Raw genomic sequence first — 23,345 nt, 5'->3', positions numbered from 1 at the left:
AGGAGCAGCCCATGGCCCCCGCAGCACCGCCCGCCGCCTCCCGCATCGCCGTCGTCACCGGTGCGAGCAGCGGCATCGGCGCCGCCACGGCCCGGGGGCTCGCACAGGCCGGCTACCGGGTCGTCCTCACCGCCCGCCGCAAGGACCGTATCGAGGCGCTGGCGGAGGAGATCGAGGCGGCCGGCCACTCGGCGACGGCCTACCAGCTGGACGTCACCGACCGCGCGGCGGTCGACGAGTTCGCGACGGCCTTCAAGACCATCGGCGTCCTTGTCAACAACGCGGGCGGCGCGCTCGGCGCCGACCCGGTCGCCACCGGGGACCCGGCGCACTGGCGCGCGATGTACGAGACGAACGTCATCGGCACGCTGAACCTCACCCAGGCCCTGCTCCCGAAGCTGGTGGCGAGCGGGGACGGCACCGTGGTCGTGGTGTCCTCCACGGCCGGGCTCGGCACGTACGAGGGCGGCGCGGGCTATGTCGCCGCCAAGCACGGTGAGCACGTCCTCGCCGAGACCCTGCGTCTGGAGATCGTCGGGCAGCCGGTCCGCGTCATCGAGATCGCGCCCGGCATGGTCAAGACCGACGAGTTCGCGCTGACCCGCTTCGGCGGCGACGCGGACCGGGCGGAGAAGGTCTACGCGGGCGTCGCCGAGCCGCTCACCGCCGAGGACGTGGCGGAGACGATCACCTGGGCGGTGACCCGCCCCAGCCATGTCAACGTCGACCTTCTGGTGCTGCGGCCCCGCGCGCAGGCGTCCAACACCAAAGTGCACAGGGAGCTGTGATGAGCGAGCCTCAGGAGACGGGCCCGGAGACGGTCCCGGGGACGGGCCAGGCCATGGACGAGTCCCTGGAGAAGCGCCGGCTGGCCCAGGAGACGAAGAACGAGCGCCAGGTCTGGTACTTCCTCGCGTACTTCCTCTTCGGCATTCACTTCGTGGCGTTCATCATGATCTACGCCGTCCGCCATGCACACTGAGGCGTGGACCGACACATAGCCTTCGACAACCTGCACAACTTCCGTGACCTGGGCGGCTATTCGACACCGGACGGCCGTCGGCGCATCCGCCCGGGCCTGCTGTACCGGGCCGACTCCCTGGGCAGGCTGGCCGAGGGCACAACGGACTGGGACCGCTTCCTGTCCCTGGGGACAGGCACGGTGCTGGATCTGCGCCACCCCTGGGAGGCAAAGGCCCAGGGCCGCGTCCCCGAGCACCCCTCCCTCGCGTACCACAACCTGAGCATCGAGCACCGCCCCTACGACCAGCCGTCGCAGTCCCCCGAAACAGCCCCGGGCCCCTATCTCTCCGAGCGCTACCTGGAAGTGGCGGCGGACGGCACGAAGGAGATGGCCGCGGCCCTGGAGCTGATCGCGGAATCGGCCGCCTCCGGCACTCCCCTGGTCTTCCACTGCGCCTCGGGCAAGGACCGCACGGGCCAACTGGCCGCGACGGTACTGACGTTGCTGGGCATCGACGAGCCGACCATCGTCGAGGACTTCACCCTCACGGAACTCGCCGCCCCCGCTCTCCTGTCCGACTGGCGGCGCAGAAACGAGGGCCGCACCCCGACGTGGCCGTACGTCGGCCGGGCCCCGGCATCGGTGATGCACCTGTTCCTGACGGCCATGCGGGAGCGCTACGGCTCGATCGACTCCTACGTCACCGACACCCTGGGCCTGGACGCGAAGGCCCTCACACATTCCCTCCGCGCGAGCCTCCTGGAACCGACCCCGACGGCCTGGCCCCCGCTGACGTACCGCAGGGCGACACCGGCCGACACCGCCCTGCTGGTCCGTCTCCGCGACGCCGCGGCCCTGTGGCAGCTGGCCCGGGGCATCGACCAGTGGAAGCCGGGCGAGAAGGACGAGGCCCACTTCCGCACCCGGATGCGCGAAGGCGAGGTCTGGCTGGCACACGCGGGCGGCCACCTGGCGGGCGCCTGGGAACTGTGGTGGGACGACCCCGCGGCCTGGGGCCCCCGCCCACCCGACGCCGGCTACATCCACCGCCTGATGACCACCCCGCACACGTCCCCACCCGCCACGGGCCGCCACATGCTGACGGAGGCGGAGTCCCGCATCACGGCAACGGGCCGCCCCTACGCCCGCCTCGACTGCCTGACCTCCAACCCCCGCCTGCGCGCCTACTACGAGTCGGCGGGCTACACGGTGGTCGGCGAACAGAGAGCCAAGGACGGGGGGTTGGGCAGCCCGTACGCGGTGATCTTGCTGGAGAAGCGGCTGTAGGGCCGGTCAGCCCTTCACACACACCACCTGCTTGAGCTTCGCCACGACCTCGACAAGGTCCCGCTGCTGGTCGATGACCTGCTCGATCGGCTTGTAGGCACCCGGGATCTCGTCGACGACGCCGGAGTCCTTGCGGCACTCCACGCCCCGCGTCTGATCCTCCAGGTCCTTCGTCGAGAACCGGCGCTTGGCCGCGTTGCGGCTCATGCGCCGGCCGGCGCCGTGCGAGGCCGAGTTGAAGGACTTCTCGTTCCCGAGGCCACGCACGATGTACGAACCCGTGCCCATCGAGCCCGGGATGATCCCGTACTCGCCGGAGCCCGCGCGGATCGCTCCCTTGCGGGTCACGAGCAGGTCCATGCCCTCGTAGCGTTCACGGCTCACATAGTTGTGGTGGCAGCTCACCTCGGGCTCGAAGGTCACCTTGACCTTCTTGAACTCCTTGCGGACCACGTCCTTCAGGAGCGCCATCATGATCGACCGGTTGTACTTCGCGTACTCCTGAGCCCAGTAGAGGTCGTGCTCGTACGCCGCCATCTGCGGGGTGTCCGCGACGAAGACCGCGAGGTCACGGTCGATCAGGCCCTGGTTGTGCGGAAGCTTCTGAGCCACGCCTATGTGGTGCTCGGCGAGTTCCTTGCCGATGTTGCGGGATCCGGAGTGCAGCATCAACCAGACACAACCGTCTGCATCCAGACATACCTCAATAAAATGATTGCCGGAGCCGAGCGTGCCTATCTGCTTCGTCGCGCGCTCCTCGCGGAACTTCACGGCGTCGGCGACCCCGTCGAACCGCCCCCAGAAGCCGCCCCACCCACCGGTGGCAAGCCCGTACAGCTGTCCCGGATCAACGGGCTCGTCATGCATCCCCCGCCCCACCGGAATCGCCTGCTCGATCTTCGACCGCAGACGGGACAGATCGCCGGGGAGGTCGTTCGCGGTCAGCGACGTCTTCACCGCCGACATCCCGCAGCCGATGTCCACCCCCACCGCCGCGGGGCACACCGCACCCCGCATCGCGATGACCGAACCGACCGTCGCGCCCTTGCCGAAGTGCACGTCCGGCATCACGGCCAGGCCCTTGATCCACGGCAGGGTCGCCACATTGCGCAGCTGCTGCAGCGCGACGTCCTCGACCGTCGCGGGGTCGGCCCACATACGGATCGGGACCTTCGCGCCCGCCATTTCCACGTACGACATATCTTCCTCATTCCCCCGGATACCCAAGCAAAAGTCTTAATGACGGCATAACGCAAAAGTGGTGCCAAGGTCTAAGAAACAGGACAAGGGACCGGCGTTCACAGCAGTGCGTGCGATACACATTGTCTTCAGGGAGCGCCCCGCTGCGGCAAGCGAATAACCAGCGGGGACACTGAAGGACCCACCGTCGAGAGGAGCCTGCCCGTGCGGCGGAAGGCATACGTAACCGGCATCGCCGCCCTCCTGGCGGCCCTGCTGGCCGGCTGCACCGGAGGCTCGGACGGAAGCAGTCCGACGGACGACGCGAACCCCGGCGAGGCCGGCACGGCCACCGTCGCCGCCCAGCCCGGCAAGTACCGCACACTCCCGGAGGCCTGCGGCGCTGTGAGTCACGACACGCTCGACTCCCTGCTGCCCGGCATCAAGCAGATCACGGACCCGGACCAGCGGGACCGGGCGTACCGGGGCGCAGCGACGCTGACGTACGACACCGACCGCAAGGTCGGCTGCCGCTGGAAGGTCGAGTCCGCCGACGCCACCGACCATCTGCTCGTCGACTTCGAGCGGGTCGTGTCCTACGACAACGCGGTCAGCGACGACGACGAGGCCGCGCAGCTCTTCGCCACCGAGCAGACCGCGGCCGACCTCCCCGCGCCCAGCGCGTCGACGTCCTCGCCCACGGCATCGTCGTCGCCATCGGCATCGGCATCGGCATCGGGTTCGACCGACCCGAGCTCCTCCGCGTCCCCCTCCACCGAGGCCGCCTCGGCCGACCTCCAGCCCCGCACCCTCGACGATCTCGGCGACGAGGCGTTCCTCGACGACCAGCTGAGCAACTCCGGATCGACGGCCGAACAGCGAACGGTGACTGTGGTGTTCCGCACGTCCAACGTGATTGTGACCATCCAGTACGACGAGCAGCCGACGGCCATCGGCACGGCCCCGGACAGCAAGGAAATGCAGGACAGGGCCCAGAATCTGGCCGGCCGGCTGGACGACACGCTGGGCGGCTGACCGCCCCGACGACCCCACCGGCGCCCGTCCGCAAAGCGCGTGAACCGGAACCGCACAGCTCACTCACCGCGTACCGTGACCCCTCGGACCCGATCCGACCGCAGGAACCCCGAGCGTCATGAGTGAAGGAACCATGCAGCGAGCAGCCCAGCGAGACGACCGAGACGACATGCGTGACCAGCGTGACCGGCGAGCGGGGCGACTCCGCCGCGTCCTTGTCTGCGCGGCCGCCGTCCCCGTGGTGTTCGTCGCCGCCGGCTGCTCCTCGGACTCCGGCTCCGACGGCAGCGGCAGTGGCGGCACCGGGCAGAGCGCGAGCACCGACTCGAGTAAGGGCTCCACGAGCGCCTCGCCGACCGTGCAGGCGGCCAGGTACCACAAGCTGCCCGGGGCGTGCGGCGCGCTCTCGAAGAAGACTCTGGGCGAACTGATACCGGAGGGGTCGAAGTCGGGCAAGGAGGGCACATCGGATGATATCGAATCCCGTGCCAGCTGCTCCTGGAACAGCCTCGACAGCAACGGCGTGAAGGGCTCGCAGTTCCGCTGGCTCAACGTCTCCCTCCTCCGCTTCGACTCCGACGTCAGCCGCGGCTCGGGCGAGAGCCAGGCCAAGGCGTACTACACCAAGCAGGTCCAGGGCGCCCAGGGCGTGACCGGCGCCAAGAACTCGAAGTCGGTGCCGGTCTCCGGTGTGGGCAACGAGGCCATGGCGGTGCGCTACGACCTGAAGAAGAAGGAAGGCAGCTTCAAGCAGACGACGGTCGTGGCGCGCGTCGAGAACGTCGTCATCACCCTCGACTACAACGGCGCGGGCCTGGCCGGCGAGAAAACCCCGGACGCCACCGAACTCACCAGGGACGCGGAGAAGGCGACCAAGGAGGTCGTGGCCGCGGTGACCTCGGCGAACGGCACGAACGCGGGCACGACGAAGCCCTCGCCTTCCCAGTCGGCGTCGAAGGCGGCGGGCGGATCCTCGTCGAAGACCGCGAGCGCCTCTCCGTCGAAGTCAGCGTCCAAGAAGAGCTGACCGTCACACCTGGCACACAACTCCCAGCTCAGCCGCGCTTTTTGCCGGAGCCCGGCCCCCTCGGGGACCGGGCTCCTGGCAGTCCGGCAACGCGTTCGCCGCACTCATGTGCCACCCTGTTGCGCGCAACAACACGCAAGGGGAGGGGAGTAACGGGTGGCCGCGCCACTGAAGCTGACTCGGATGCACCGCGTTCTCATCGGCGTGGTCGTGTCCGGCGCCGTGATCATCGCCGGCATCGGCTTCGCCGGGTCGTACGCCGCGGTCCGCGAGCTGGCTCTCAAGAAGGGCTTCGGGAACTTCTCCTACGTCTTCCCGATCGGCATCGACGCGGGCATCTGCGTCCTGCTCGCCCTGGACCTGCTCCTGACCTGGATCCGGATCCCCTTCCCGCTCCTGCGCCAGACGGCCTGGGTCCTGACGGCGGCCACGATCGCCTTCAACGGCGCGGCCGCCTGGCCGGACCCGCTGGGCGTCGGCATGCACGCGGTGATCCCGGTCCTGTTCGTGGTCGCCGTCGAGGCGGCCCGGCACGCGATCGGCCGGATCGCCGACATCACCGCCGACAAGCACATGGAGGGCGTCCGTCTCACCCGCTGGGTGCTCTCCCCGGTGCCGACCTTCCTCCTGTGGCGACGTATGAAGCTGTGGGAGCTCCGCTCCTACGAGCAGGTCATCAAGCTGGAGCAGGAACGCCTCGTCTACCAGGCCCGCCTCCAGGCCCGCTTCGGCCGAGCCTGGCGCCGCAAGGCCCCGGTCGAGTCCCTGATGCCCCTGCGCCTGGCCCGCTACGGCGTCCCCCTGGCGGACACGGCCCCGGCGGGCCTGGCAGCGGCGGGCATCGAACCGGCCTTGCTGCCTCCGGCGCCGGCGCAGTCCACCGGAGCGGGCGCACGGGAGCTGGCGGCGGGCGACGCGGTCGATGCCTCCGCTGTAGCTGCGGGCAATCGTGCCGCTGGGGCGGCACAGGTGGGCGCAGCGGCACCTCCCGGCGAGCAGCGCCCCGGCTTCGTCAACCGCAATGCGGGGCACCCGGAAGCACAGACCGCCGACGACCAAAGCCCCTGGTTCCAGTCGGTCGACCCCCAGCAGATCCCCTACTACGGCGACTACGACCCGGCCTACGACCCGGACCAGCAGTACGCCCAGTGGTACGCGGAACAGCAGCAGGCCGAGCAGTACTACCAGGAACAGGGCCGGGAGCAGGAGCAGGAGCCGTACACAGAACCCTCTCCGGAGGAGACCGGCAGCTTCCCCATCCCGGTGGGCCCGGGCCGCACCCGCGAACTCGGCGAGGGCGGCGGCTCCGAGCCGGACGAGGAGGCCTACTACCAGGTCTTCAAGCAGTCGATCAACGGCAGCTACCCGACCCCGCGCGAGTTCGGCGAGAACGTCGACGCGGAGTTCAGCATCACCCTCCCCGTGGAGGAGGCCAAGCGCATGGTCAACCGCTTCACGAACCGCTACAACGCGGAGCTGGAAGAGGACCACATCGCATAGGCAGCCGTACGAGAACAAGAAGAGGGGCCCTCGGACGAGGGCCCCTCTTCTCACATCAGTACGCCGTCCTACTCCCCTTACTCCCCGAGCAGGGCCCGTACCCGGTCCTGCCCCACCGCGAGCAGCAGCGTGGGCAGCCGCGGGCCGGTGTCACGGCCGACGAGCAGGTGGTACAGCAGCGCGAAGAACGTCCGCTGGGCGGTCTTGATCTCCGGCGGCAGCTCCTTGGGCGTGGCGTCGGCGGAGAACCCGGCCTGGACCTTGGGCACGCCGTACACGAGGTGGGTCAGCCCGTCCAGGGACCAGTGCTCGGCGAGCCCGTCGAGCAGCAGCCGCAGCGACTGCTGGGAGGCCTCGTCGAGGGACTTCAGCAGCCCGACGTCCGGCTCCTCGCGCACAATGGTCCGCTGGTCGGCGGGCACGTGCGTGTTGATCCAGGCCTCGGCCCTGTCGTACCGCGGCCGGGCCTCGTCCAGCGAACCGAGCGGGTCGGCCGGGTCGAGCTCGGACAGGATGCGCAGCGCCTGGTCCTGGTGGCCGGCGGTGATGTCGGCGACGGAGGCCAGCGTCCGGTACGGCAGCGGGTGCGGCGTCTTCGGCAGCTCGCCGCCCGCCGTACGCACCGCACGCGAGTGCGCGGCGATGTCGGCCGGGAGGGCGGATCCGTCGGCGACCTTGGCCGCCAGCTTGTCCCACTCGTCGTACAGCCGCTGGATCTCCTGGTCGAAGGCGATCTTGAAGGACTGGTTGGGCCGGCGGCGGGCGTACAGCCAGCGCAGGATCTGCGGCTCCATGATCTTCAGCGCGTCGGCCGGGGTCGGCACCCCACCGCGGGACGAGGACATCTTGGCCATGCCGGAGATGCCCACGAACGCGTACATCGGGCCGATCGGCTGCTTGCCGTCGAAGATCCCGACGATCTGGCCGCCGACCTGGAAGCTGGAGCCGGGCGAGGAGTGGTCGACACCGGAGGGCTCGAACACGACCCCTTCGTACGCCCACCGCATCGGCCAGTCGACCTTCCACACCAGCTTGCCGCGGTTGAACTCGCTGAGCCGGACGGTCTCCGAGAAGCCGCACTCGTTGCAGGTGTAGGCCAGCTCGGTGGTGTCGTCGTCGTACGAGGTGACCGTGGTCAGGTCCTTGCCGCAGTTGCCGCAGTAGGGCTTGTACGGGAAGTACCCGGCGGAGCCGGAGCTGCCGTCGTCCTCGCTCGCCGCGCCGGAGCCCTCCTCGGCCTCCAGCTCGGCCTCGTCGACGGGCTTCTGGCCCTGCTTCTTGGCCTTCGGCTTGGTCCGGTACTGGGCGAGGATCGCGTCGATGTCACCGCGGTGCCTCATCGCGTGCAGGATCTGCTCGCGGTAGACACCGGAGGTGTACTGCGCGGTCTGGCTGATCCCGTCGAACTCCACGCCCATCTCGGCCAGCGACTCGACCATGGCGGCCTTGAAGTGCTCGGCCCAGTTCGGGTACGCGGAGCCCTTCGGAGCGGGCACGGAGGTCAGCGGCTTGCCGATGTGCTCGGCCCAGGACTCGTCGACGCCGGCGATGCCCGCGGGCACCTTGCGGTAGCGGTCGTAGTCGTCCCAGGAGATGAGGTGCCTCACCTGGCGGCCACGGCGCCGGATCTCGTCGGCGACGAGGTGCGGGGTCATGACCTCCCGCAGGTTCCCCAGGTGGATGGGGCCCGAGGGCGACAGCCCGGAGGCGACGACGACCGGTTTGCCCGGGGCCCGACGCTCCGACTCCTCGATGACCTCATCCGCGAAACGGGAGACCCAGTCGGTGGTCTCGGTGCTCTGAGCCACGTTCGGCACGTCCTCTTGTCCTGGAACTCTTGATGGACCTCCATACTCCCAGACCGACCCTCGACCGGGAAAACCGCTTTACCTCCCATGGGATACTGGCTGGGTCTATCCATCCCCACGAGGAGAACGGCACCCATTCCTATGGCCCCGGTCACGTCCCTCAGCGACTCAGTCCAGCAGCATCTCGCGACGGCACTCTCGGCAGCCCTGCCGGACGCCGGCTCCGCGGACCCGCTGCTGCGACGAAGCGACCGGGCCGACTTCCAGGCCAACGGCATCCTGGCGCTGGCCAAGAAGGCGAAGGCGAACCCGAGGGAGCTGGCCACGCAGGTCGTCTCCCAGGTCGTCACCGGTGACGTGATCAAGGACATCGAGGTCTCCGGCCCCGGCTTCCTGAACATCGCCATCAGCGACAAGGCGATCACCGAGAACCTGGCCGCGCGGTACGCGGACGACACGGGCCGCCTCGGCGTGCCGTACGCATCGCGCCCGGGCACGACGGTGATCGACTACGCCCAGCCGAACGTGGCGAAGGAGATGCACGTCGGCCACCTGCGCTCAGCCGTGATCGGCGACGCGGTGGTCCACCTCCTGGAGTTCACCGGGGAGACCGTCGTCCGCCGGCACCACATCGGCGACTGGGGCACCCAGTTCGGCATGCTCATCCAGTACCTGGACGAGCACCCGCACGAGCTGGACCACAAGGCCGGTGACGTGAGCGGCGAGGAGGCGATGTCCAACCTCAACCGCCTCTACAAGGCCGCGCGCAAAGTCTTCGACTCCGACGAGGAGTTCAAGACGCGGGCCCGCCGCAGGGTGGTCGACCTCCAGGCCGGCGAGCCGCGGACGCTGGCCACGTGGCAGAAGTTCGTGGACGAGTCGAAGATCTACTTCTACTCCGTCTTCGAGAAGCTGGACATGGAGATCCAGGACCCGGACATCGTCGGCGAGTCGGGCTACAACGACATGCTCGCCGAGACCTGCCGCCTGCTGGAGGAGTCGGGCGTCGCGGTCCGCTCCGAGGGCGCCCTCTGTGTGTTCTTCGAGGACATCAAGGGCCCGGACGGCAAGCCGGTCCCACTGATCGTCCAGAAGTCGGACGGCGGCTACGGCTACGCGGCCACCGACCTCTCGGCCATCCGGGACCGCGTCTTCAACCACAAGGCGAACACGCTGCTGTACGTGGTCGACGTCCGCCAGTCGCTCCACTTCCGCATGGTCTTCGAGACGGCGCGCAGGGCGGGCTGGCTGGACGACGGCGTGAAGGCGCATCAACTGGCCTTCGGCACGATCCTCGGCAAGGACGGCAAGCCGTTCAAGACGCGTGAGGGCGAGACGGTCCGGCTGGAGGACCTCCTCGACGAGGCGGTCGAGCGCGCGACGTCCGTGGTCCGGGAGAAGGCCGAGAAGGTGGGCCTGTCCGAGCAGGAGATCGTCGAGAACGGCCGGCACGTCGGCATCGGCGCGGTGAAGTACGCCGACCTGTCGACCTCCGCGGTGCGGGACTACAAGTTCGACCTGGACCAGATGGTCTCACTGAGCGGCGACACATCGGTCTACCTCCAGTACGCGTACGCCCGTATCCAGTCGATCCTGCGCAAGGCCGGCGAGGCCCGCCCCGCCGCCCACCCGGAGCTGGAACTGGCCCCGGCCGAGCGCGCCCTGGGCCTGCACCTGGACCACTTCGCGGAGACGGTCCTGGAGGTGGCGTCGGCGTACGAGCCGCACAAGCTGGCGGCGTACCTGTACGAGCTGGCGACGCACCTGACGAAGTTCTACGACCAGTGCCAGGTGCTGAGCACCGAGAACGCGCCGGAGGTCGTGGAGAACCGCCTCTTCCTGGTCGACCTGACCGCACGCACGCTCCACCGGGGCATGGCACTCCTGGGCATCCGGACACCGGACCGCCTCTGAGGCACGGAGTAGTTAACGGCCCCCACGGTCACCAAGTGACCGTGGGGGCCGGGTCGGGGTCAGCTGAAGCCAAGCTCGGTGAAGGTGCAACCCCCGCGTTCGGCATAGGGCAGTGCCTGTCGGGATACGAGCCTCGGAGCCTGCCGGAAGTACTGATGGAAGCCGGAGGCCCGGAACTTCAAGTCGAACGCATGGCCTTCGATGTGCCAGAGCGGACAGCGTGCAAAGTTCGGGCGGGCATCGTCCGGCACCAGCCGGTGCACCCTGTCGACCTCCAAGTCCAGGGCCAAACCCTTGAAGTCGAGGTCGGACTCAAGGTCGAAGACATCCTCGAAGACGAGCGTCGCCGGAGAGACCCAGAACGAGAAGTGTGTTGCGGGCGGGACCGGGTGGACCCAGCGGACGATGTAGTCAAGGTCGAGGAGAAGACGCGGCAGGACGTCGTCGGTCGGCTGGACGGACAAGCCGTGGATGGTGGCGTCATGCCACCCCATCTCCTCGAAATCCGCGTCGCTCCAGGTGCTCTTGGAGAGACCTGATTCCTCGTGGCTACCGCTACCCATGTCCGAATCCAACCAGACACCTCAACGGAAGCAGTCACCCGGATCACGGGGCCTTGCGCACGATCTCCAGTTCCCGGCCGAGGGCAGTACTGGTCCACTCCACATCGATCAAGCCGACGCTCGGCTCGGTGTCGCGCCCGACGGCATCTCGCACTTTGTCTCGCAGGGCGCCACGGACCGACGACTCACACAAGGCCCAACGGCCCTTCCAGCCACGGGATACGGCAGATCTCAAACGCCATCTGACAAGTGAGGTTAGGGGAGCGGGACTTGGGGGAACGGGTGTGGGCGGAGTTCGCAGGTGACTGTGGGGCCGCCCGCTTCTTTCTTAGTGTCGTGCTTCCACGCCCCGAGTAAAGGGCGCTGCGCTGTCGCTCCGCGTCGCCTTCGGCGATCGGCCTGCGGCCGACCCTTGACTAGGGGCGTTCCAGCACGGGTGAGAAGCGAGCGGGCAGCCCGGGGAAAGTGGCCGGCTTGGGTGGGCCGGGCCCTTGAGTGGGCTGCGATCTGGGCCGGGGTGGAGGGGGCGCGCTCGCGCCTCACCAGCACGCCGGGTGGGCTTAGCGGCTTGCGGCCGGTGGGGAGCGGGTTGCGCGTCGGCCGAGTGGTGGCACGCCGGGTGGGCTTAGCGGCTTGCGGCCGGTGGGCGGTGGAGCGCGGGGGCTGGGTGGTGGCACGCCGGGTGGGCTTAGCGGCTTGCGGCCGGTGGGCGGTGGGGGGAAGCGCGGGGGCTGGGTGGTGGCACGCCGGGTGAGCTAAGCGGCATACGACCAGTGGACGGCGGGGCGCGCATCGGCCGGGTGGCGGCACGCCGGGCCGGGTTCGGCGGCTTGAGGCCGGTCGTGGGGGGCAGGGCCTTGAGGCGGGGGCGCGGACAGGGCTCAGGACGGTGATTGGTCGGTTTGGGTCAGTGACTGGGCGAGAACAGGCTGGTGGGGAGGGTCTGCAGCGGCCCAGACCGTCCAATTGCCCACTCGATGACGGAAGGCAATGCCCCGCTCGTCACATTGACCCCACCAGTCACGCAGGAGTGAGTGATTAGGGGGAATCCGGCCAGCGGGAGCCCCAGCAGCGGCCACAGGCGTGCCCCCTCCTGCCCCCGCGCCCCTGTCCTCCGCCACAGGCCGCCAGGCCCCACCCGGATCCCGCCCCGGCCCCGCTGCCGACCCACCACCCGAGTGCCGCAAGCCGCTTAGCTCAGCCGGCGTGCCGCCACTCGCCTCCCGCGCCCTGCCGTCCACCGGCCGCAGGCCGCTAAGCCGACCCGGCGTGCCACCACCCAGCCCCCGCGCTCCACCGCCCACCGGCCGCAAGCCGCTAAGCCCACCCGGCGTGCCACCACTCGGCCGACGCGCAACCCGCTCCCCACCGGCCGCAAGCCGCTAAGCCGGCCCGGCGTGCTGGCGAGGCGAGACCGCGCCCCCTCACCCCGGACGCGACCGCAGCCCACCCAAGGGCCCGACCCGCCCAAGCCGGCCACTTTCCCCGGGCTGCCCGCTCGCTTCCAACCCGTGCTGGAACGCCCCTAGTCAAGGGTGCCCCGCAGGGGCATCGGCGCAGCCGACGCGACCGAAGGGAGCGCCCTTTACTCGGGGCGTGGAAGCACGACACTGACAAAGAAGCGGGCGGCCCCGCGGTCGCTTGTGAATTCCGCCCACACCCGTTTCCCCAAGTCCCGCTTCCCCACCCCCCACTTGTCGGAGAGAGCCGCCACGAGCAGCAATCCGCGCCCGCCCTCGTCCGGCTCGTCCGCGATCCTCGGTACGCCGGGCCCGCTGTCGTGCACCTCGACGCGCAGGACCTCACCGTCGTACCGGAGCCGCAGCAGGAAGCCCCGCCCGGCCGGTACCCCGTGCACCAGCGCGTTGGTCGCCAGCTCGCTCACGCACAGCAACACGTCCTCGGCGCGGTCCCAGTCCTCGAGTCCCCAGTACTTCAACGACCACCAGGCGAACCTCCTGGCTGCGGGCACGGATCGGCGGTCACGGCCGTAGAACTGGTCGCGCTGGCGGGGAAGTTCGCTTTCGACGTTCACGAGACGAAGGTCGCGCAGAGTGACTAGCGTGGATCACCGGGTGAGCCCGTACAGATTATTTGTACGGGTTCGTACGGGGTCGCGTAAGGGCAGGCGTGGGGAGTTGGACCCGCATGAACTCCAGGAAGCTTCCGCGGAAGAAGAACCTCTCGGCCATGAAGATGCTGGGCGCCCAGCTCGCGACGGCGCGCCGGGCGGCCGGTTTCACGCAGCGCGGGCTCGCCGAGCGGCTCATGGTGGACGAGGAGACGATCGCGTCGATCGAACAAGGCCGACGACCACTGAAACGGGACCTCGCCGAGCGGCTGGACGAACTACTCGGCAGCAAGGGCTTGTTGAGCGCCGGGGTGGACAACCTGCCGGAGATCGACCAGTTCCCGCTGTACGCCGAGCAGTACATGGCGCACGAACGGGAGGCCATCTCCCTGTCCTGGTACGACGCGCTGGTCGTCCCGGGCTTGCTCCAGACCCGGGAGTACGCGAGTGCGCTGCTGGGCGGCCGTGTTCCCACCTACGACGCGGACGAGTTGGACACGAAGGTCGAGGCCCGCGTCGGCCGCCAGGAGATTCTGCACCGCAAGGTGCCCCCGACACTCAGCTTCGTCGTTTGGGAACCGGCACTGCGCATGCCCACGGGAGGCCGCGAGACCCATCTTGATCAGTTGCGGAACCTGCGTGAGCAATCCGAACTCCCGGGCCTGTCCCTGCAAATCCTGCCGCTCAACCGCACGTCGCACGCAGGGGACGCTGGCCCGTTCATCCTCCTTGAGACACCCGACCACCAGCACCTCGCCTATGCCGAATCCCAACGCGGCAGCCAGTGGGTTTCCGACCCAGATGAGGTGTCCATCCTGGCTCGCAAGTATGCGAGGCTGCGAACGCAGGCCCTCACCATCGAGGACTCAAGAAGCCTGCTGGACAGCCTGCTAGGAGAGCTATGAGCACCGCACTTCAGTGGTTCAAGTCGACCTACAGCAGCAGCGAAGGCGGCGCCTGCCTCGAAGTCGCCCCCACCCCCCACACCATCCACATCCGCGACTCCAAGCACGCCCCCGAAACCGGCCCAACCCTCCAGCTCGCCCCAACCAGTTGGGCCGCCTTCACCACGTCCCTCAAGTAGCCCCCGGGGCCACTGTCAGTGCCTGCGCCTACAGTCACTGGCATGGCGACTCTTCCCAACCCGCTGCCCACACTGGCGACCGACCCGAGCGGCCGCTCGCTGGGGCTTCAGCTTCCGCCCGGGCGTGTGATCGACGAGCTGCTGTGGTGCGCCGACGGTCCCGCGTCGCTCAGCGGCTGGACCGCGCTCCAGCGTGCCCCACGGAAGGCCGGACTCCTCCCGCTGCTCATAGACGTCGGCGGTGAGCTGGGCGGCCCGGAGAACTGGGAGCTGCTCCCCGAGGAGACGTCGTACCCCGGGGACCACGACGCGGAGGAGGTGCTGGCCGAGGCGTGGGACGAGTGGCCCGGACTCGCGCCGGCCGGGACGCCCGGGGCGGACCCGGAGGCGCGGGCGGCCGAGGCGGTGGCGGCTCTGCTGGAGGCGGCTCCCAGGTCGGCGGGCCACCGGCTGGCCCTCGTCCCGGCGCGCCGTTCCGCCGACGTCCCGGCGGCCTTCGGCTGGACCGGCCCCCTCAACTACGAGCCCGACGTGGCCCGCCTCTGCGCCGTACTGCGCTCTTGGGAGGACCGCTTCGGCACACGTGTCATAGCGCTCTCCTACGCCCGGCTGACCGTCTCCGTCGCTGCGCCGCCCACCACACCGGCCGAGGCGGAGGCGCTCGCCGTCGAACACTTCGCGTTCTGCCCGGACGAGACCGGAGAGGACCTCCAGGGCTACGCCAAGCGCCTGGTCGGCGCCCATACCTGGTCCTTCTGGTGGGACTGACCGTGCTTCGGTGAGCCGCCCGCGGCTTCAGATGCGCAGCCCCCTGGCCAGTCTCCGCAGTCCCTCTCCGATCTCCTCCGGGGTCTGGGTCACGAAGCACAGGCGGAGGGTCGAGGGGTCGGGGGTTGCCGCGTAGAAGGGTGCGCCCGGGACGTAGGCCACGTCCTGTTCCAGCACCTTGGGGAGCAGGGCCGTGGTGTCGTACGAGTCGGGGAGTCTGGCCCAGAGGAACATGCCTCCCTCGGGGCGGTTCCAGGACGAGCCCTCCGGGAGGGCTTCGGGGAGTCCGGCGAGCATGGCGTTCCGGCGTTCGCCGTAGACCGCCCGGACCTTCGCCACATGGGCGTCGAGCACGTCCAAGTAGCGTGCCGCGGCGAGCTGGTTGAGTGTCGGTGTGTGCAGGTCCGCCGCCTGCTTGGCGACCGCGCAGGCGCGCAGCAGCCCGGCGGGGGCGCGCAGCCAGCCCAGCCGCAGGCCCGGTGCCATGACCTTGGAGAAGGAGCCCAGGAGGACTGTGCGGTCCTCGGCGCCTGCGTGGGTGGCGATCCACGGCACTCGTTCGCCCTCGTAGCGCAGTTCGCCGTACGGGTCGTCCTCGACGATCCACAGGCCGTGCCGGGCGGCGGCCGAGGCCACGGCGGCTCGGCGGGCGGTGGGCATGGTGCGGCCGGTGGGGTTCTGGAAGGTCGGGACGAGGTAGAGCAGCTTGGGCCGCTCGCGCCGTATCAGCTCCTCAAGCGCCGCCGGGTCCACCCCGTCGTCGTCGCCCGGCACGGCCACCACCCGCGCGCCCGCCAGCCCGAACACCTGAAGTGCCGCCAGATAGCAGGGACTTTCGACCAGGACGGTGTCCTCGGGGTCGAGCAGGGCTGTCGAGAGGAGCGAGAGTGCCTGTTGCGAGCCGGTGGTGATCAGCAGGTCGTCGGGGGTGGTGGGCAGCCCCTGTGCGGAGATGCGGGCCGCAAGTCCCGCGCGCAGCGTCGGCTCGCCCTCCGTCGTGGAGTACTGGAGCGCCTGCTCCGGGACCTGGGCCAGGACGTGGTGGAACGCGGCCGCGATCCCCTCGCGGTCGAACAGCTCCGGTGCCGGCAGGCCACCCGCGAAGTTGATCACCTCGGGGCGGGCGGTGACCGCGAGGATGTCCCGCACGGGCGAGCCGCCGACCATACGGGCCCGCGCGGCGAGCGGTGGAACGGGGGCGGTGGAGGAGGAGGCGGCGGGCTCGGTGACGATCATGGCAGTGGCTCCTTCGGCAGGCTGCGCGTACGGGTCCGTGCCCGCAGCCTAGAAAGGTAGGTGCTGCCTACACTCGTAATTCCGCGATCCGGACGCGCACGCACGTCCCGGAACACCGTCCCAGAGGATTACGTTTCCGCAGGTCAGATGCGCGGTCCTGGTTCAGGCGTCCCGAATCACGCGCGGAAGGTGGCGAACGGCCCGCAACTCCTCGCAGGCTGGGCACACCGAGCGCCGTTCCGCCTACGCCCCCTCGCGCCCAGGAGCCCCCCATGCCCCCACGCCCCCTCGCCGCCGCAGCACTCGCGCTGGTCGCCGTGTTCACGCTATCGGCCTGTCAGGACGGCCAGGGCATACGCGACGAGGGACCGTCCTCCTCGGCCTCCCAGCACGCTCCAGCGGACACCGGCACAAACACCGGCACGTCCTCTCAGAACTTGGTCGTACCCTCCTCGACCCAGCCCGAGCCGCCCAGCGGGAACTCGTAGGCGGGCCGCCCGTTGTTGCCGCTCGTGCGGAACGGCCTGCCGTGGTCGTCGATCCGCAGCGTGCCGTGGCGTGAGCCGCTGGACCATTTCAGCTCCAGGTACCAACTCACGTCGTACGCCGAGGCGTCGGCCCTGATGTAGTAGACCTCCGGGTCCGACTCACTCACCTTGAACGGGAAGTTCCGGTGTCCGGCCTCCGGTACGACGGCGGGGCGCGCCGCGTCCAGGGCGACGGTGAAGGAGCGGGTCGGGACGCCACCGCCGCAGCCGACGCCCGGATAGCCCATCGCGTAGTCGTTCCAGGCGAGGGGCGAGCGCTTGTCGCTGCGGACGGTCAGACTCTCGACGACCACGGTCTCCTTGCCGGTGCCCTGCACGGTGAGCGTGACGTACTGCTCCCCCGAGGAGACGGCACCGTGCGCCGCCACCCAGGCCGTCGCGTCGTTCTCGGTAGGCGGCGGGGCGACCTTCGCCGGGGGCCGGTCGATCAAGTAGCGCTGGTCGCAGGGGCTTTCCCAGGTGTAGGGGTGGGTGGCGACGGTGAGGGGCGGCGCGGTGTCGGTCTCACCGGCCTCGGTCCTGCCCCGGGCGCCCGGCTGATCCCGTTCGTCCGTTGCGGAGGAGGACGTGGAGGGCGAGGGTGAGGCGGGCCCGGTGGCCGACGCGGACGGCGAGGCGGTGTCGCCCGGTGTCTTCGCGGAGTGTGCGCCGTCCGCGGTCCCGCCCTGCGCCGAGGCCGCCGCGACGGGGCCGCCGGGCGTGCCGTCCGGACCGTCCGAACCGTCCGCCGAGAACTTCACCGCCAGCGTGACCGCACCGAGAACGGCGGCGACCACGATACCGGCGACGAGGGCGGTGCGGGTACGGCGGCGCGTGTCCGTACGGACCACGGTCACCGGTTCCCGGGCCTCCTCGGGCCTCTCCGGCTCCGTCGGCCCCTCCGCTCCCTCTGGCTCCTCCGGCTTCTCCGCCTCCCCTGCCTCCTCCGGCTCCGCCCGTACGGAGTCCGCCGGAGCCGCCTCCCCCTTCCGTCCCCGCATCGCATCCGCCAGCACCCACCGCCGGTGCAGCTCGACCAGTTCTTCGGGGGCGGCCTTGCAGAGGCGGGCCAGTCGTTCCACGGGGGCGTAGTCCGCCGGTACGGCGTCCCCGTTGCAGTAGCGGTGCAGCGTCGAGGTACTCATGTGGAGCCGCTTGGCCAGTACTCCGTAGCTGAGTCCCGAACGGTCCTTCAACTCCCGCAGCAGCTCGGCGAAGCCGCCGCCGACAGTGCTGTCCGGCACTGTTCCTCCATCCCCCGCGTCCCACTCCCACGTTCCAGGGAGGGACTGTTTCCCCAGGTCAGAGCCTGTACTGCCATTCCAGCGTCCCTGATCGGCCGCCGGGTGTGGCAGGTGGGACGGATCGCCCCGCAGGCTCTGGTCATCCAAGCACGACACCACCCTCCGCTCGAAAGAGGACTTGCCATGCGTACCCGCCGTACCCCGCTGCTCGCCGTCTCCGGAGCCGCCCTCGCCGCCCTCGCCCTCACGGCGTGCAACGGCGGTGACGGGATCAAGGACGAAGGCGCGTCGCGGCCCTCCACCACGGCGGCCACGACCGCGGGCGACAAGGGCGCCGCAACGCCCACCACCGGCGCCACGAAGGGTTCAGGCACCGCTTCGGGCTCCACTTCGGGCTCCGCGCAGGGCTCGTCCGGATCGGCCGAGGGGTCCTCGTCCTCGGGCTCGTCCGGGTCCGCCAAGGGCTCCTCGGGCGGCGGCACGTCCTCCGGCGGCAAGTCGGAGCCCTGGGACCCGAAGAACCGCGTCCTGTGCAACGGCTCCAACACCAAGGTCACCGCGCAGCCGGTCTCCCGCCCGCTCAACCACATGCTCATCACGGTCAAGAACACCGGGTCGAAGTACTGCGACCTGACGTACTACCCGGTGCTCCGCTTCGACGAGATGCAGTGGGTGCCGCAGGCCGCCGAGGAGACCCACCCGCAGGCCGTGACGACCCTCGCGCCCGGCGAGTCCGGCTACGCGGGCGTCCTGCTGTCCGCCGCCGACGGCAGCGGGGAGGGCGGCAGGACGGGGCACAAGCTGACCGTCGCCTTCCAGGGCAAGACGCCCAACAGCAGCGGCGGCGCGTCCGCGACCCCGTCGCTGCCGGCCAAGGGCGTGTACTACGACAGCTCGCTGAAGGTCACGTACTGGCAGCAGGACGCGGACGACGCCCTCAACTGGTGAACCGCGTGAGCCGCGTCAGAGCAGCCGCTGGGCGACCTCGGTGGCCCAGTAGGTGAGGATGTTCCGGGCGCCGGCCCGCTTGATGCCCGTCAGCGTCTCGAGGATCGCGCGATCGCGGTCGACCCAGCCCTTCTCGGCGGCGGCCTCGATCATCGAGTACTCGCCGGAGATCTGGTACGCGGCCACGGGCACGTCGACGGCGTCCGCGACCCTCGCCAGGATGTCGAGGTAGGGCCCGGCGGGCTTCACCATCACCATGTCGGCGCCCTCCTCCAGGTCGAGGGCCAACTCCCGCAGGGACTCCCGCCAGTTGGCGGGGTCCTGCTGGTAGGTCTTGCGGTCGCCCTTGAGCGAGGAGGCGACGGCCTCGCGGAAGGGGCCGTAGAAGGCGGAGGAGTACTTGGCGGTGTAGGCGAGGATGGCGACGTCCTCGCGGCCGATCTGGTCGAGCGCGTCACGGACGACCCCGATCTGCCCGTCCATCATTCCGCTGGGCCCGACGACATGGGCGCCGGCGTCGGCCTGCACCTGCGCCATCTCGGCGTACCGCTCCAGGGTGGCGTCGTTGTCGACGCGCCCCTGGTCGTCGAGCACCCCGCAGTGGCCGTGGTCCGTGGTCTCGTCGAGGCACAGGTCGGACATCACCAGCAGGTCGTCCCCGACCTCGGCCCGCACGTCGCGGATGGCGACCTGCAGGATCCCGTCCGGATCCGTCCCGGGAGTGCCGAGGGCGTCCTTCTTCCCCTCCTCCGGCACGCCGAAGAGCATGATCCCGGAGATCCCCGCCTCGACCGCCTCCGCGGCCGCCTTCTTCAGGCTGTCCCGCGTGTGCTGTACGACGCCGGGCATGGCGGCGATCGGCACGGGCTCACCGACCCCCTCGCGCACGAAGGCGGGGAGGATGAGGTCGGCGGGGTGCAGCCGGGTCTCGGCGACCATGCGACGCATCACGGGGGACGTCCGCAGTCGCCGGGGCCGCGAACCGGGGAAGGATCCGTACTTCGTCATGCGCCCTACGCTACGCCTGGCACAGGGGCCCCTTTGCCGACGCCCTGTCGGCCCCCAGGGCAGCCCGGACCGTCGGGCCCACCCGGCCCACCCGGGCCGCCTGGTGTCACGGCGTGAGATAGGTGTGGAAGAGATTCTCCGGGTCGTACTCGGCCTTCAGCGCCCGCAGCCGCTCCCAGCCCGCCGGGGTGTACGACCGCCGGGCCCGGGACGGATCGGCGGTGAGGTCGGCCTCGGCGATGTAGTGGCCGGTTCCGTACGGCTCGACGATCCGCATCGTGTCCCGCAGCCAGCGCACATTGTCGGCGTCCGCGGCCGGGTCGTCCCAGGTCGCGAAGGGGGCGAGATAGGTCTCGCCCAGGACCGGGAAGGCCATGTCCAGCGAGAGGGTGCGGTCCCGCGAGACCGGCCACAGGGGCGCGAGGACCAGCGACTGTTCGGAGGGGGCCGCGGCGACGGAGGCGGCGAGCGCGGGCAGCAGGGTCTCGTACCCGGTGTCCGACCACAGGGTGTCCACGACATTGCGGTGGCCCCGGGGCCAGAAGCGGGACGACGTGTCGTAGAGGTCCTCGAAGGTCCTCGGCTGGTCCACCTTGCGGTACAGGGCGCGGTCGGCCAGGGGGCAGTCCCGCAGCGGGTCCAGGCAGGCGACGGCCTCCTCCCGTGCGCGGGCGAAGGCGGTGCCGGTGAAGCTGATCACCTTGGGTCTCGGCGTCGCCGTCGCGTAGTCCGGGGAGGCGGTCGCGAGCATGAAGGACGCCTCGACGTTCGCCGGCAGCCGCTTGGCCGCCGTGGTGGCCCAGCGGGTCACCGGTTCGACGTCGGCCAGGGGGAAGGCGTACGTGGTCTCGGCGACCGCCGTCGGGAGGTCGTACAGCGACAGACGGAAGCGGGTGGCGACGGCGAAGAAGCCGGGGCCCGCGCCACGGGCGGCCCAGAAGAGGTCGGGGTGCTCGTCCTTGCTACAGGTGAGGGTGGCGCCGTCCGCCGTGACCACCTCGACCGCCCGCACGCTTGCGGCGGCCGGTCCGAGGACGCCCGCGTTCCAGCCCAGGCCGCCGCTGAGCAGATAGCCGCCGAGGGCGACGGGTCCGCAGTGCCCGGCCGGGAAGGCGAGGCCGTGCGGGGCGAGCGCGGCGACCAACTCCCGTCCGCTGAGCGCCGGTTGCACGGTGGCGGTGCGCGAAGCCGGGTCCATTGCGCATGCGTTGAGCGCGGAGAGGTCGATGAGCATGCCGCCGTCACGCAGCGGTGAGCCGCACCAGCTGTGTCCATGGGAGCGCAGGGCGATCCGGTGTCCCTCGGCGCGGGCCAGCCGGACGGCGGCCGGGACGTCGCGCTCGGTGGCGACCCGGACGATCAGGTCGGGAAAGCGCCGCGGCTTGAGCTCGTTCCACAGCATGGCCGACCAGGTGCTGTCGTAGGCGGCGTCGCCGCGTCGGACGACTTCTCCCTCGAACTCTTCGCTCATGCCGGCTCCTCAAGGCTCCTCAGGGCTTCTCGGCCGCTCGTGAGGCTCAGCCGCTCGTGAGGCCGAAAATCAGGATGCACAGCGCCCAGCCCAGCATCACGAGGGCCGCCCCCGCCACATGGGTGCGCACGGAACGCGCCCGCTGGGGCACCAGCCAGAAGGCGAAGACGCGGTTCACCAGGGGCATCATGAACCAGGTCAGGATGGAGACGCTCAGCACGTTCGAGATGAACAGGCCGAGGTAGTCGGGCACTCGGAGGTCGGTCAGTGCACGACCGACCGTCAGGTTCAGGACCATCACGGTGGGATAGAGGCCCAGCACCACGGACATGGCCTGCTTCCAGTTGGGCGGGACCGTGTCGTCCGCGCCCGCGCCGAAACGGAACCAGCCGCTGAAGGCCGACCCCACCTTGTGCACGTCGTAGCCGGAGAAGTAGCGCTCACCCTCCTCCAGGAGCTTTTGGCGGGTGTCCGACTCCAGCCATTCGTCCAGGTGTTGACGGGTGTCGAAGCGGAAGACGACCACCCAGTTGTCCTGGATTCCCTCGACCGGCCTGAACAGTTCGTTGCCCATGAAACCCGGGAACTTCGCCTGGGTCTTGAAGGCCTTGGCCTGCCACCGCGCGAAGTCCTCTTCGCGGCCGGGGCGCACATGATGGGAGATAACCGCGGTGACGGCCTCCTCCTTGGCCTGCGGTGGTGCGCCGCCGGCCAGGACCTCCTGTGTCGGCGTCCCGTCGAACAGCGGGCGGGCCGCGGCCAGCAGGTCCCGGCGCTCGCTGGAGTCCAGCCATGCGGTCAGCTGGTCGAGACGGGAGAAACGGAAGACCACCACCCAGGCGCGCTCGTCACCGACGCCCGGGGGATACATTTCCGTCCCCTCGAATCCGTCGAATGCGCGCACGGCCCGGTTGGTCCGCTCCTGCCAGCGCTGATAGTCGTCTTCGCAGCCTTCCCGCACCTTTTGGGAGGTCACAACGGTCGCGCCGTCTCCGGCCGGGGCATGGATTGCACGAGAACCCATACGGAGTAGTCTAGTTCAAAGGGGAGTTATCGGACAAACGGCGGGAAGCGGGGCAATTCCTTCTCGGCAGTGCTGAGCGGAGGTCCGACATGGGTCACAAAGAGTTCCTGGCCGAAGCGGTACGGCTGGCCACAGAATCCGTCGTGAGGGGCTGGGGCGGGCCGTTCGGCGCCGTGCTGACCCGGGACGGCGAAATCGTGGCCACGGGACAGAACCGTGTACTGCTCACCGGCGATCCCACCGCGCACGCCGAACTGGAGACCATCCGCAAGGCCATACAGCGCCTGAACCCCGCGGCGCCGTCGATATCGCCGGAGCACCAGAACGAGAGCACGCTCGAGTACGTACCGCGCCCCGAGGGATCCCCCGACCCGGTGCCGGAGCGGGCCAGGATGCTCCAGGGCTGCTCGATCTACATCAGCGGCGCGCCCTGCCCGATGTGCATGAGCGCCATCTACTGGTCACGGATCGACGACGTCTACTACAGCTGCGATCTGACGGCCACACGGGAAATCGGCTTCGACGACTCGTTCCAGTACGAGGACTTCCAGCGGCCCCTCGCCGAGCGCCGCATCCACATCGAGCAGATCCTCCCCGAACTCGGCGCCGAGGCCTACGCGACCTGGACCCACAAGGCCGACCGGCACGCCTACTGACGCACAGAGAAAGCTCCGCCGCCTCCTGCGA

At 69.9% G+C, this 23,345-nt stretch carries 21 protein-coding genes; 12 read left to right on the top strand and 9 right to left on the bottom strand.

What is annotated here, in order from left to right; all coding sequences use genetic code 11:
- Positions 1-11 precede the first annotated feature (11 nt).
- Genes N8I87_RS22810 through N8I87_RS22800 form a run of 3 tightly spaced genes read left to right on the top strand, consistent with a single transcriptional unit; the run spans position 12 to position 2,251 of the window.
- Complete coding sequence (locus N8I87_RS22810; protein WP_263211231.1) at positions 12-788, top strand: SDR family NAD(P)-dependent oxidoreductase; 777 nt, start codon at positions 12-14, stop codon at positions 786-788.
- Positions 788-982 (top strand): hypothetical protein, encoded by a 195-nt coding sequence (locus N8I87_RS22805; protein ID WP_263216989.1) that lies wholly within the window; start codon positions 788-790, stop codon positions 980-982. The genes N8I87_RS22810 and N8I87_RS22805 overlap by 1 nt, the downstream gene beginning before the upstream one ends.
- 3 nt (positions 983-985) lie before the next feature.
- Positions 986-2,251 carry a tyrosine-protein phosphatase gene (locus N8I87_RS22800; RefSeq protein ID WP_263211229.1) on the top strand — a complete coding sequence of 422 codons (1,266 nt, stop codon included), beginning with the start codon at positions 986-988 and terminating at the stop codon, positions 2,249-2,251.
- A 6-nt stretch (positions 2,252-2,257) separates the two neighbouring features.
- Here the strand turns inward: N8I87_RS22800 and N8I87_RS22795 are convergent, their stop codons facing one another.
- Positions 2,258-3,451, bottom strand: coding sequence for an RtcB family protein (locus N8I87_RS22795; RefSeq protein ID WP_263211227.1), 1,194 nt, complete (start codon positions 3,449-3,451; stop codon positions 2,258-2,260).
- A 204-nt stretch (positions 3,452-3,655) separates the two neighbouring features.
- On the opposite strand from N8I87_RS22795, the gene N8I87_RS22790 reads away from it, so the two are divergent.
- The 3 genes from N8I87_RS22790 to N8I87_RS22780 all read left to right on the top strand — a co-directional run bounded on the left by N8I87_RS22790 (position 3,656) and on the right by N8I87_RS22780 (position 6,992).
- Complete coding sequence (locus tag N8I87_RS22790) at positions 3,656-4,465, top strand: DUF3558 domain-containing protein (RefSeq protein WP_263211225.1); 810 nt, start codon at positions 3,656-3,658, stop codon at positions 4,463-4,465.
- Between the two features lie 169 nt (positions 4,466-4,634).
- Positions 4,635-5,492, top strand: a complete 858-nt coding sequence (locus tag N8I87_RS22785; RefSeq protein ID WP_263211223.1) for a DUF3558 family protein — start codon at positions 4,635-4,637, stop codon at positions 5,490-5,492.
- Between the two features lie 183 nt (positions 5,493-5,675).
- Positions 5,676-6,992 (top strand): DUF2637 domain-containing protein, encoded by a 1,317-nt coding sequence (locus N8I87_RS22780; protein WP_263211221.1) that lies wholly within the window; start codon positions 5,676-5,678, stop codon positions 6,990-6,992.
- A 77-nt stretch (positions 6,993-7,069) separates the two neighbouring features.
- Here N8I87_RS22780 and lysS read toward each other — a convergent pair whose 3' ends face one another.
- Positions 7,070-8,809, bottom strand: a complete 1,740-nt coding sequence (gene lysS / locus N8I87_RS22775; protein WP_263211219.1) for a lysine--tRNA ligase — start codon at positions 8,807-8,809, stop codon at positions 7,070-7,072.
- Positions 8,810-8,941: 132 nt separating this feature from the next.
- Here lysS and argS point away from each other — a divergent pair, with 132 nt between their 5' ends.
- Positions 8,942-10,714 (top strand): arginine--tRNA ligase, encoded by a 1,773-nt coding sequence (gene argS, locus N8I87_RS22770; RefSeq protein ID WP_263211217.1) that lies wholly within the window; start codon positions 8,942-8,944, stop codon positions 10,712-10,714.
- A gap of 59 nt (positions 10,715-10,773) precedes the next feature.
- Here argS and N8I87_RS22765 read toward each other — a convergent pair whose 3' ends face one another.
- Together N8I87_RS22765 and N8I87_RS22760 are read right to left on the bottom strand one after the other, a co-directional pair.
- Positions 10,774-11,289, bottom strand: coding sequence for a hypothetical protein (locus N8I87_RS22765; RefSeq protein WP_263211215.1), 516 nt, complete (start codon positions 11,287-11,289; stop codon positions 10,774-10,776).
- A 1,573-nt stretch (positions 11,290-12,862) separates the two neighbouring features.
- On the bottom strand, positions 12,863-13,312 hold the full coding sequence (locus N8I87_RS22760; RefSeq protein WP_263211213.1) for an ATP-binding protein: 450 nt from the start codon (positions 13,310-13,312) through the stop codon (positions 12,863-12,865).
- Positions 13,313-13,425: 113 nt separating this feature from the next.
- Between N8I87_RS22760 and N8I87_RS22755 the strand changes: the two genes are divergently transcribed.
- The 3 genes from N8I87_RS22755 to N8I87_RS22745 are packed head-to-tail and all read left to right on the top strand — an operon-like array spanning position 13,426 to position 15,200.
- Complete coding sequence (locus N8I87_RS22755) at positions 13,426-14,253, top strand: helix-turn-helix domain-containing protein (RefSeq protein ID WP_263211211.1); 828 nt, start codon at positions 13,426-13,428, stop codon at positions 14,251-14,253.
- A complete protein-coding gene (locus tag N8I87_RS22750) occupies positions 14,250-14,432 on the top strand; it encodes a DUF397 domain-containing protein (protein WP_263211210.1) in 183 nt (60 codons plus the stop codon). The genes N8I87_RS22755 and N8I87_RS22750 overlap by 4 nt, the downstream gene beginning before the upstream one ends.
- Positions 14,433-14,474: 42 nt before the next feature.
- Positions 14,475-15,200, top strand: coding sequence for a DUF4253 domain-containing protein (locus N8I87_RS22745; RefSeq protein WP_263211209.1), 726 nt, complete (start codon positions 14,475-14,477; stop codon positions 15,198-15,200).
- 27 nt (positions 15,201-15,227) lie between these two features.
- On the opposite strand, the gene N8I87_RS22740 is transcribed toward N8I87_RS22745, so the two are convergent.
- Both N8I87_RS22740 and N8I87_RS22735 read right to left on the bottom strand, forming a co-directional pair.
- A complete protein-coding gene (locus N8I87_RS22740; protein WP_263211208.1) occupies positions 15,228-16,436 on the bottom strand; it encodes an aminotransferase-like domain-containing protein in 1,209 nt (402 codons plus the stop codon).
- 430 nt (positions 16,437-16,866) lie between these two features.
- A complete protein-coding gene (locus N8I87_RS22735; RefSeq protein ID WP_263211207.1) occupies positions 16,867-18,207 on the bottom strand; it encodes a transcriptional regulator in 1,341 nt (446 codons plus the stop codon).
- Between the two features lie 183 nt (positions 18,208-18,390).
- Here N8I87_RS22735 and N8I87_RS22730 point away from each other — a divergent pair, with 183 nt between their 5' ends.
- Complete coding sequence (locus N8I87_RS22730) at positions 18,391-19,155, top strand: DUF4232 domain-containing protein (RefSeq protein WP_263211206.1); 765 nt, start codon at positions 18,391-18,393, stop codon at positions 19,153-19,155.
- Positions 19,156-19,170: 15 nt separating this feature from the next.
- On the opposite strand, the gene hemB is transcribed toward N8I87_RS22730, so the two are convergent.
- The 3 genes from hemB to N8I87_RS22715 all read right to left on the bottom strand — a co-directional run bounded on the left by hemB (position 19,171) and on the right by N8I87_RS22715 (position 22,658).
- Positions 19,171-20,163 carry a porphobilinogen synthase gene (hemB, locus tag N8I87_RS22725; RefSeq protein ID WP_263211205.1) on the bottom strand — a complete coding sequence of 331 codons (993 nt, stop codon included), beginning with the start codon at positions 20,161-20,163 and terminating at the stop codon, positions 19,171-19,173.
- Between the two features lie 106 nt (positions 20,164-20,269).
- Positions 20,270-21,634: an FAD-binding oxidoreductase gene (locus N8I87_RS22720; protein WP_263211203.1), complete on the bottom strand. Its 1,365-nt coding sequence runs from the start codon at positions 21,632-21,634 to the stop codon at positions 20,270-20,272.
- 46 nt (positions 21,635-21,680) lie between these two features.
- Positions 21,681-22,658 carry an antibiotic biosynthesis monooxygenase gene (locus tag N8I87_RS22715; RefSeq protein WP_263211201.1) on the bottom strand — a complete coding sequence of 326 codons (978 nt, stop codon included), beginning with the start codon at positions 22,656-22,658 and terminating at the stop codon, positions 21,681-21,683.
- An 89-nt stretch (positions 22,659-22,747) separates the two neighbouring features.
- Here N8I87_RS22715 and N8I87_RS22710 point away from each other — a divergent pair, with 89 nt between their 5' ends.
- Positions 22,748-23,314 (top strand): nucleoside deaminase, encoded by a 567-nt coding sequence (locus N8I87_RS22710; RefSeq protein ID WP_263211199.1) that lies wholly within the window; start codon positions 22,748-22,750, stop codon positions 23,312-23,314.
- The last annotated feature ends 31 nt before the right edge of the window (positions 23,315-23,345 follow it).

This window comes from Streptomyces sp. HUAS 15-9 (assembly GCF_025642155.1).
Classification (GTDB): domain Bacteria; phylum Actinomycetota; class Actinomycetes; order Streptomycetales; family Streptomycetaceae; genus Streptomyces.
This window is presented reverse-complemented; position numbering and strand designations above follow the sequence as displayed.

Bases quoted from the DNA above. Each gene is read 5' to 3' on its own strand.
- N8I87_RS22740 (WP_263211208.1), bottom strand. From the start codon at position 16,436: ATGATCGTCACCGAGCCCGCCGCCTCCTCCTCCACCGCCCCCGTTCCA.
- N8I87_RS22780 (WP_263211221.1), top strand. From the start codon at position 5,676: ATGCACCGCGTTCTCATCGGCGTGGTCGTGTCCGGCGCCGTGATCATC.
- N8I87_RS22810 (WP_263211231.1), top strand. From the start codon at position 12: ATGGCCCCCGCAGCACCGCCCGCCGCCTCCCGCATCGCCGTCGTCACC.
- N8I87_RS22720 (WP_263211203.1), bottom strand. From the start codon at position 21,634: ATGAGCGAAGAGTTCGAGGGAGAAGTCGTCCGACGCGGCGACGCCGCC.
- hemB (WP_263211205.1), bottom strand. From the start codon at position 20,163: ATGACGAAGTACGGATCCTTCCCCGGTTCGCGGCCCCGGCGACTGCGG.
- N8I87_RS22715 (WP_263211201.1), bottom strand. From the start codon at position 22,658: ATGGGTTCTCGTGCAATCCATGCCCCGGCCGGAGACGGCGCGACCGTT.
- N8I87_RS22710 (WP_263211199.1), top strand. From the start codon at position 22,748: ATGGGTCACAAAGAGTTCCTGGCCGAAGCGGTACGGCTGGCCACAGAA.
- N8I87_RS22755 (WP_263211211.1), top strand. From the start codon at position 13,426: ATGAACTCCAGGAAGCTTCCGCGGAAGAAGAACCTCTCGGCCATGAAG.
- N8I87_RS22730 (WP_263211206.1), top strand. From the start codon at position 18,391: ATGCGTACCCGCCGTACCCCGCTGCTCGCCGTCTCCGGAGCCGCCCTC.
- N8I87_RS22805 (WP_263216989.1), top strand. From the start codon at position 788: ATGAGCGAGCCTCAGGAGACGGGCCCGGAGACGGTCCCGGGGACGGGC.
- N8I87_RS22750 (WP_263211210.1), top strand. From the start codon at position 14,250: ATGAGCACCGCACTTCAGTGGTTCAAGTCGACCTACAGCAGCAGCGAA.
- N8I87_RS22795 (WP_263211227.1), bottom strand. From the start codon at position 3,451: ATGTCGTACGTGGAAATGGCGGGCGCGAAGGTCCCGATCCGTATGTGG.
- N8I87_RS22785 (WP_263211223.1), top strand. From the start codon at position 4,635: ATGCGTGACCAGCGTGACCGGCGAGCGGGGCGACTCCGCCGCGTCCTT.
- N8I87_RS22745 (WP_263211209.1), top strand. From the start codon at position 14,475: ATGGCGACTCTTCCCAACCCGCTGCCCACACTGGCGACCGACCCGAGC.
- argS (WP_263211217.1), top strand. From the start codon at position 8,942: ATGGCCCCGGTCACGTCCCTCAGCGACTCAGTCCAGCAGCATCTCGCG.